Source organism: Synechococcus sp. R3-13 (assembly GCF_047462195.1).
Classification (GTDB): Bacteria; Cyanobacteriota; Cyanobacteriia; order Thermostichales; family Thermostichaceae; genus Thermostichus.
Genome location: NZ_JANSIO010000215.1, coordinates 1 through 2448 on the forward strand (window position 1 = coordinate 1; position 2448 = coordinate 2448).

The following is a 2448-nucleotide window of genomic DNA, read 5'->3' on the forward strand; positions in this document are numbered from 1 at the left end:
CTATCCTAACATAAGATCAACACGACCTAGGATGTCACGATAGATGTCATGATAAATGAAGCCATTGCTCAAAATAACAACCCTAGATTTATAGGGTTGATTTGAGTACCAATAGTACCAAAGAAGCATCGATAAACCACCCAACAATCCAGAAAAAGCCATAGCAATAGGAGGTATGCCACTGGCCAAAGTGCTAGGGATCCATGTCCCTAAGGCAGAAAGTATTGCCGATAGAACTGCGAAGATAGGAAGTCCAATAAGTAGCAATGTAGATAAAGATACCGACACAACACGCATCAGCAAAGTAAAAGGGCTCCATTTCTCGATTGGCGTTTCTTCTGTTGCTACGAGGTATCCCAGTGACTTATCCCGTACCAGCTTTGTCTCGGCCTCTAATAACATCACTTATCCCCCCTCACTTCTTGGATAAGCTCCATTGGCAATCTATGCCAAAGTAGTGTTTAGAGACAAACTCATAATCTATTCTGTTTCACCACTGGATAATCTTTTTCTGAACGGCTGTCATACACATGGCAACGCGAGCATTGATCTCATCCTCAGAGCCGAAAATATCCAACTTTTCTTTGAGCCTTTGGATACAGTTTTGTACGGTCTTCTTGCTGGTGTGAATGCGATCGGCAATGGCTTGGTCGGTGAGGGCTTCTTTGCAGAGCAAATTCAAGACCTCAATTTCTCGTTCCGTCAGCTTCGTAAGACCGCGCAACTCCCGCGGCATGCGCAATTCTCCATTGAGGGCACTTTTGGCCCCCTCCAAAAACACGGTGCGCCGTTCCATTTTGTTGACCGCGGCAAACCCACCCTGGTGTTTGCTGATCAGGCCCACCAATGGAGTGAGCAGCAGCGGCTCGCTGGAATAGGCCATCACATTCAAGGTGGGGTAGTTCTCAAAGATATGGCGCAGGAACTCTAGGCCAGGCTCGGCAGACTGCTCTCCGCTGGTTTGACCATAGAGCAGATCGGCTACAACCAAGTCTGGTTGTTCCCGCTGCAGGCGCAGGATGGCGTCCATGGGATTGGTGACTGTAATACATTGAGCATCTGCTGCAATGCGTTGCAGCCACTCACAGTTGTTTTGAGCCACCTCTGGATGATCTTCGACGATCAAAAACTTGAGCGGGGCAGTGGCGCTTTCAACCTCGGGCATCAATCCACTCCTCTAAATCCTTATCTTGTAGTCCATTCTCTGCCGAGCGAGCTTGGCCGAGATGCGTTCGTCGGCAAGGGATCCGTCTGCAAGCATAGCTCCCAGCCGACTACCCCAGTGTAGCCTCAGGTAGGGGTTTAGAGGTGAACCTGGGGGGCAGAAAAGAACAGGCTAGGCTAGAGGGTGACGTCGACTGGATCTTAACTGTGGTACCCCTGCAAGATCGCAACCCAACCACCCGCACAGCCTATGTCACTTATGCCCTGGTGATCGTTAACATCTTAATTTTTCTGTACCAGCTAACCCTGTCGCCACAAGAGCTGGCAGCTTTTTTCCGAGAGTGGGCAGTGGTACCGATAGAGTTGACGGCCAGTTTTCGAGGGGAGATCACCTCTTCGTCGCGTCCAGAATGGGTAACCCTATTCACCTCACAATTTCTGCATGGGGGCTTTCTCCACATTGGCGGGAACATGCTTTTTTTGTGGGTTTTCGGCAACAACGTTGAGGATCGCTTGGGCCATGTGCGCTACCTCATCTTTTACCTGGCTTGCGGAGCTTTGGCTGCGCTAACGCAGTGGTTTTTCGACATGGGATCCCCCATTCCTTCACTGGGGGCAAGCGGCGCTATTGCTGGCGTATTGGGAGCCTATATTTTGCGTTTTCCACGGGCCGAGATTCTGACCCTGGTGCCCTTGGGTATTTTTATCACAACCCTCTACATTCCAGCTTGGGTGTTCCTGGGCTTTTGGTTCATCCAGCAAGCCTTCTACGGCATTGCCAGCCTACAGACGCCTACCAACATCGGTATGCAGGGTGGGGGGATTGCCTATTGGGCCCATGCGGGCGGTTTTGTGTTTGGGGCCATTTTGGGGCCGCTGATGGGGTTGTTTTCCGGCAAAAGCCCTTATGACCGCCAAATGACTTGGCAACAACGTGACAGGGATCTGTTTTGATTTGATCAGCTTTGATACTTTCTCAGTCTATTGTTAATCGGATAGCAGCGTGATGGGAGAAAGCCATGGTCAGTCTATCTGCCAAGCCTCTAACTCTGGAAGACTTTCTACAACAGCCGGAAACTCAGCCCGCCAGCGAGTTCATCAAAGGAGAAATTATCCAGAAGCCCATGCCACAGGGAAAACATAGCCGTCTCCAACTAAAACTGGGTAGCTTCATTAACGAGATGTTGGAGCCTTCTCAACTGGGAATGGCATTTCCAGAGCTGCGCTGCACCTTCGCCGGATACGCGATTGTGCCCGATATTTCTGTGATCCCCTGGGATCGGA

The 2448-nt window shown here is 50.4% G+C and carries 4 protein-coding genes; 2 read left to right on the plus strand and 2 right to left on the minus strand.

Going from position 1 to position 2448, the window contains the following annotated elements; translation table 11 throughout:
* Both NW856_RS06660 and NW856_RS06665 read right to left on the minus strand, forming a co-directional pair.
* Nucleotides 1-402 carry a hypothetical protein gene (locus NW856_RS06660; protein ID WP_414399586.1) on the minus strand — a complete coding sequence of 134 codons (402 nt, stop codon included), beginning with the start codon at nt 400-402 and terminating at the stop codon, nt 1-3.
* An 88-nt stretch (nt 403-490) separates the two neighbouring features.
* Nucleotides 491-1165, minus strand: coding sequence for a response regulator transcription factor (locus tag NW856_RS06665; protein ID WP_414342386.1), 675 nt, complete (start codon nt 1163-1165; stop codon nt 491-493).
* Between the two features lie 206 nt (nt 1166-1371).
* Here NW856_RS06665 and NW856_RS06670 point away from each other — a divergent pair, with 206 nt between their 5' ends.
* Nucleotides 1372-2118 carry a rhomboid family intramembrane serine protease gene (locus NW856_RS06670; protein WP_414374668.1) on the plus strand — a complete coding sequence of 249 codons (747 nt, stop codon included), beginning with the start codon at nt 1372-1374 and terminating at the stop codon, nt 2116-2118.
* A 65-nt stretch (nt 2119-2183) separates the two neighbouring features.
* A partial coding sequence (locus NW856_RS06675) for a Uma2 family endonuclease (RefSeq protein WP_414399587.1) occupies nt 2184-2448 on the plus strand: 265 nt, incomplete at its 3' end.

Bases quoted from the DNA above. Each gene is read 5' to 3' on its own strand.
- NW856_RS06660 (WP_414399586.1), bottom strand. From the start codon at position 402: ATGTTATTAGAGGCCGAGACAAAGCTGGTACGGGATAAGTCACTGGGA.
- NW856_RS06665 (WP_414342386.1), bottom strand. From the start codon at position 1,165: ATGCCCGAGGTTGAAAGCGCCACTGCCCCGCTCAAGTTTTTGATCGTC.